Here is a 5,629-nt window from a genome sequence, read left to right on the forward strand (position 1 = left end):
GCAGAATGCCCGGGCTGAGCTTTGCGATCGCAGCGAGCCGCCGCTTCAACTCCTTGTCCAGCGGCGGCGCGTGCACGTCATCCGCTTCATTGTCCGCCGACAGCCGCATCTCCGCGCCGTGGCCGGCGACGGCGCGATAGACGTCGGGCGCGAAGATCAGGTCGATGTCGTTGAGCGAGCGGCCGCTGACCAGCGCCAGCGCCCCGGACGTGCGTTCCACCAGCTGCTTGAGCGTCTCCGACAGGCCCGGTGGCACCCACACCTCGCGCGGCGTCGGCATCAGGTCGAGCAGCGTGCCGTCGATGTCGAGCAGGATCGCGGTCTCGTCGAGATGCGGCACGAGCGCATGCGGCACCGGCACCGGCACCGTTTCCGGCACATCGTCGTCAACGGGCATGGTGTGCTTCTGGTCCAATGCCATTTCCGCAAGTTCCGATTTCATAGTCTACTCCATAAAGGCGAGCGGCCGCGCGATTTGTTCGAGCGATTTGCGTTCCGCGGAGATGGCATAGCGCCACGCCACGATCGCGGCCGCGATCATGAGGAATGCCCCCAGCAAATAGCCGGCGAACACGCTGGTACGTGATCCCGTGTCGATCAGCGCGCCGAACAGCGCCGGGCCGATGACGCCGCCAATGCCGGTGCCGACCGCATAAAACACCGCGATCGCCAGCGCGCGGACTTCCAACGGAAACGTCTCGCTGACGGTGAGATAGGCCGCGCTCGCGGCGGGCGAGGCAAAGAAGAAGATCACCATCCAGGCGATGGTCTGTCCTTGCGCACTGAGCGCCCCGATCGAGAACAGATAACCCGACAGCGCCAGCAGCACGCYGGAGGCGCCATAGGTGAACATGATCATGGCGCGCCGTCCGAGCGTATCGAACAGGCGGCCGAGCAGCAGCGGACCGAGGAAGTTGCCGGCGGCGAAGGGGAGCAGGTACCAGCCGACATGATCAGCGCTGATGCCGTAGAAATCGGTCAGCACGAGCGCGAAGGTGAAGAAGATGGCGTTGTAGAAGAAGGCCTGCGCGCTCATCAGCGCGAGGCCGACCAGCGCGCGCTGGCGATAGACCGTGAACAGCGTGTGGAAGACCTCGCGGATCGGCGTGTGATCGCGCATCTTCAGCCGGATCTTGGTGAAGCGTCCGTCGCTCACATCCTGATCGTGTCCGATCACCGAGCGCTCGATCTCGTCGACGATCGCGTGAGCCTGATCGGGCCGCCCGTGGATCATCAGCCAGCGCGGACTTTCCGGGATCCACATCCGCATAAACAGCACGACGAGGCCGATGCTCGCGCCGATGAGATAAGCGAGGCGCCAGCCGAGATCGGGGTCGATCACGGCGGGGTCGAGCAGAACGATGGCCGCCACCGCGCCCATTGCCGCGCCGATCCAGAAACTGCCGTTGATGACGAGATCGGTCCAGCCGCGATAGCGCGCCGGCACCAGCTCCTGGATGGTCGAATTGATTGCGGTATATTCGCCGCCGATGCCGGCGCCGGTGAGAAAACGAAACAGCGCGTAGCTCGCGATATCCCACGACAGCGCGGTCGCGGCGGTCGCGGAGAGATAAACCGCGAGCGTGATGAAGAACAGCTTCTTGCGGCCGATGCGGTCGGTCAGCCAGCCGAAGCCGAGCGCGCCGAGCACCGCGCCGGCGAGATAGGCGGAATTGGCAACACCGAGATCGAGATTGGAGAAGTGCAACACGGGACTTTGCTTCAGCGCRCCGGAAAGCGCACCGGCGAGCGTCACCTCGAGCCCGTCGAGAATCCAGGTGATGCCGAGCGCCAGCACGACGCGGGTGTGAAAGCCGCTCCACGGCAGCGCGTCGAGACGCGAGGGAATGCTGGTCTCGATGATGCGACCGGTCGCGACCGCCGAGACAGCAGGTCCATGATTCAGCGCTTGGCTTTGCTGCAATTCCATCGCGTTGTTGGGTCTGACAATGCAAGCGGCCCGGTTCACATGATGTGGCCGGGGGCGAACCGATCATCGGGGTGCGGCATTCCGCCTGCCACCTGCGACAACGTCTGCGGCAAGGCCAGGTTCCCACAGGAACAGCCTTTGGCGCCGTCCGTTTCCGAAGGAGCTGCAAGGAGTTGATGCATGGCTCATGTCAGAAAGACGACACATTCTCGCAAAACTGCTGTGCGCGGGAAGACCAGCGCGCGCAGGCGCGCGAAACGCGCGGCGCCGAAGCGCTGGTCGCAACGGGTGACGAAGGAGAGCGACGCGCTCGATCTCAAGCGCGGCGTATTCACGCTCACAAGTCCGAAGAAGATCGCAACCTCGCTGAAGCGCTCGGCCGAGCACAGTTCGCGCCGCAAGACCGGCGCCTATCGTTCGGCGCTGTCGATGCTGACGTTCTATATCAACCGTGCCGGCACGACGCTGCCGAAGTCCCAGCGCACGCGGCTGGAGCGAGCGAAGGTGGAGCTGAAGCGCGCGTTCGGGAGGGAGTGAGGCTTCGCACAGCGCCTCCTAACTCCGCTGTCGTCCCGGACAAGCTCCGCTGCCGGCAACGCGTAGCGTGCCGGCAGCGGAGCGCTGATCCGGGACCCATAACCACAGGGAGTGGTTTGGCGAAGACTCGGGGTTACCGGCGCACGCCACGACTTCTCCCTGGGAGTATGGGTCCCGGATCTGCGCGCGCTTGAGGCGCGCTTGTCCGGGACGACAGCGGAGTATGAGGCGACGGCGCAGACTTCAGCGACGGCGAGCCTTACGCCGCCCGGATATTCCCCATGAACCGGTCGAGCTCGGCGCGGAGGCGGGTGCTTTCGGATGACAGCGTCTTGGCCGAGTTCAGCACCTCTTCCGAGGCCGAGCCGGTCTCGGCGGCGCCGCGATTGACCTGGCCGATGTCGGTGGCGGCGGTCTGAGTGCCCTGGGCGACGGTCTGGACGCTACGCGCGATCTCCTGCGTCGCGGCGCCCTGCTGCTCCACGGCGCTCGCGATCGACGTCGAGATCGACGAGATCTGGCCGATGGTCGCGCCGATCTCCTTGATCGCGGCAACCGACTCGGCCGTGGCGCCCTGCATGCCCGTGATATGGGAGGAAATCTCGTCGGTYGCTTTCGCCGTCTGGCTSGCCAACGACTTCACTTCGCTSGCAACCACSGCAAAGCCGCGGCCGGCTTCACCGGCGCGGGCGGCCTCGATGGTGGCGTTGAGCGCCAGCAGGTTGGTCTGCTCGGCGAKTGCCGTGATCAGCTTGACCACTTCGCCGATCTGCTGGGCGGCATGCGAGAGCTTGCCGATGCGGCCGTCGGTTTCCTTGGCCTGCACCACGGCGGCCTCGGCGATACGGCTGGAATCGCGCACCTGGCGWCCGATCTCCTCGACCGAAGCCGAGAGCTCTTCCGTCGCGGTGGCGACCGACTGCATGTTGCTTGACGCCTGCTCGGACACACCGGCRACCTGGCTCGACAGGCTCTGGGTGGTCTCSGCGGTGCGCGTCAGCGTGGACGCTGCCGATTCGAGCTGCACGGCCGAGGCGGAGACGTTGGAGACGATGGCGCCGACSGCGCTCTCGAAATCATCGGCAAARCGGATCAGCTCGGAGCGGCGGCTGGCGGCCTGCTCCCGGCTCTGGGCTTCGCTCGCGGCAGCATCGCGCTCGGCCTTGGCGACGGCCTGAACCTTGAACTCCTCGACTGCGCCGGCCATCTCGCCGATCTCGTCCTTGCGGCCGAGGCCCGGCAGCACGACGTCGAAATTGCCCGAGGCCAGCTCGCGCATCGCCTTGCACATCGCGATCATCGGGCGCGAGATGCCGGTGCCGAGCAGGAAGGCGAGGACCGCGCCGAGCAGCGTGCCGCCAACGGCAAGCATGAGGACCAGTTGCTCGGTCTGCCCGATGGTCGCTTCCGATTCGGAATCCAGCCGCTGCTGTTCGGCGACGAGGTCCGCCTTCATGGCGGTGGCTCCTTGCAGGATTGCGCCGGCCGAGCCGCTCATCTCGGTCACGAGATCATCGACCATCTTGGCGTTGGCAATCAGCTTCTCCAGCGCGTCGCGATAGGCCGCGAGCAGCGCCTTCGCATCCTTCAGGCCGGCGACAACCTTGTCGTCCATGGAATAGATCGCGCCCAGCGAGTTCTCGACGAACTTCAGTCGCGCCAGCGCGCTTGTCGCCACCGCCTGGTCGGAGTTGACGATGAAATTGCTCGCGGCGGCACTCGCGGTCTGGAACTGGGCGTTGACCTGCTTGGTGCCGAACTCGATCGCCTGGGCCTCCGCGTCGGAGGCGTTGTTGCCGATGTCGTCGAGCTTGTACTTCAGGAGGTTGGCATTGCGCTGAAGCTGGTTCTGGACCAGGAGCGCGCTGTCGCGCTTGGCTTGCAGGATCTTTGCAAACGTCGCCGAAAAGTTGGAGAACTCCTTGGCGAGCTTGCTGAGACTCTCCAGCCGCGCCGGCCGCTTGGCGCCCTTGATCGCCTGGTCGATCGCGTTCTTGAGGCCGGCCTCGGCATCCAGCGCCGCCTTGGCATCATCCTCCTTGCCGGTGACGACGAAGTACCGGGCGGACGAACGATAGGCGAGCAGCTCGCGGTCGATGTTGCGGGCGAGGTCGGCCTCGGAAACGCTGGTGCGGTAGGACCCGACCCCGGACGACACCCGCTCGAAGCCGAAATAGGCGAAAGCCATGCTGCCGGCGGAGATCACCAGCACTGCGGCAAAGCCCAGGATGATTTTCGCGCGGAACCTGAGGGTCGGAAATATGGTGCGCTTAGACGGCGACGCGATACGCCCGGACATTCCCACCCCCACCCTATGTTCTTGCAACGATCACGCGGCCCGGAAGCAGCCCTTTCCGAACGCGTGCGGAAAATTAGGGCAGAAACGTCAAGGGGCGGTAAATCCGTCCGGCCTGCACCGCGGGTGGAGAGAGTTTCGCCCCCCAGGGCGCGTCCAACCTTGTGGGGCCGAGGGGCGCCGTGTTGCGGCTAACCGGAAAACGCCTTATTCTTTGAAGACTTGGCGTTAGACCAGGCTGGTCCTCGAGGGAGAAACGGAGTGGGGCAAACCGATTTTCGGTTTGGCGGTGCGTCTGGCGTTGCCGTTGCCAAATCGAAGGCTGCGAGCGTCGATGAAGCCGTGGCCGAGCTCGCCGCCCAGCTCCCATCCGACGAGTTGGCGCTGATCCTGGTCTTCCTCTCGCCCAGCTACGACCCTCATCACTTCATCGCCGAGATCACCCGGCAGTTCGACGAGACCCAGGTCTGCGGTTGCACGACCGCGGGCGAGCTCGCGCCCGACGGCTGGGACGAGAACAGCGTCGTAGCGCTGGCGTTCAGCCGTGCCGATTTCTCGGCCGCGGTGCGCCCTATTCTCAACCTCGACGGCTTCCGCGTCGAGGACGGCCGCAGGATCGGCGGCGAGCTTCGGCACGAGCTGTTGCGGGTCACCCCGCAAGTCGATCGCGGCAATCCCTTCGGCCTGGTGTTGATCGACGGCCTGTGCCGCCGCGAAGAGGCGGTGATGTCGGCGATCTATGCCTCGCTCGACGATATTCCTGTCGTCGGCGGGTCCGCGGGCGACGGGATGCGCTTCGAGAAGACCTGGGTGTTCTGCGACGGCAAGGCCCACACCAATGCCGCCCTCCTGATCCTGTTGAACAC

The 5,629-nt window shown here is 65.4% G+C and carries 5 protein-coding genes; 2 read left to right on the forward strand and 3 right to left on the reverse strand.

Features of this window, described 5'->3' with window-relative positions:
* Both AC1D00_RS24085 and AC1D00_RS24090 read right to left on the reverse strand, forming a co-directional pair.
* On the reverse strand, window positions 1-442 hold a 442-nt coding region (locus AC1D00_RS24085), incomplete at its 3' end, for a trehalose-phosphatase (protein WP_477012362.1).
* A gap of 3 nt (window positions 443-445) precedes the next feature.
* Window positions 446-1,930, reverse strand: coding sequence for an MFS transporter (locus AC1D00_RS24090; RefSeq protein ID WP_477012363.1), 1,485 nt, complete (start codon window positions 1,928-1,930; stop codon window positions 446-448).
* Between the two features lie 180 nt (window positions 1,931-2,110).
* Here AC1D00_RS24090 and AC1D00_RS24095 point away from each other — a divergent pair, with 180 nt between their 5' ends.
* Window positions 2,111-2,467 (forward strand): DUF3175 domain-containing protein, encoded by a 357-nt coding sequence (locus AC1D00_RS24095; protein WP_477012364.1) that lies wholly within the window; start codon window positions 2,111-2,113, stop codon window positions 2,465-2,467.
* 259 nt (window positions 2,468-2,726) lie between these two features.
* On the opposite strand, the gene AC1D00_RS24100 is transcribed toward AC1D00_RS24095, so the two are convergent.
* Entirely contained in the window at window positions 2,727-4,766 is a 2,040-nt protein-coding gene (locus AC1D00_RS24100; protein WP_477012365.1) for a methyl-accepting chemotaxis protein, read from the reverse strand.
* 258 nt (window positions 4,767-5,024) lie between these two features.
* Here AC1D00_RS24100 and AC1D00_RS24105 point away from each other — a divergent pair.
* The coding region (locus tag AC1D00_RS24105) for an FIST signal transduction protein (protein WP_477012366.1) at window positions 5,025-5,629 on the forward strand (605 nt) is incomplete at its 3' end.

The sequence above is a fragment of the Bradyrhizobium sp. P2_E8 genome (assembly GCF_056403875.1).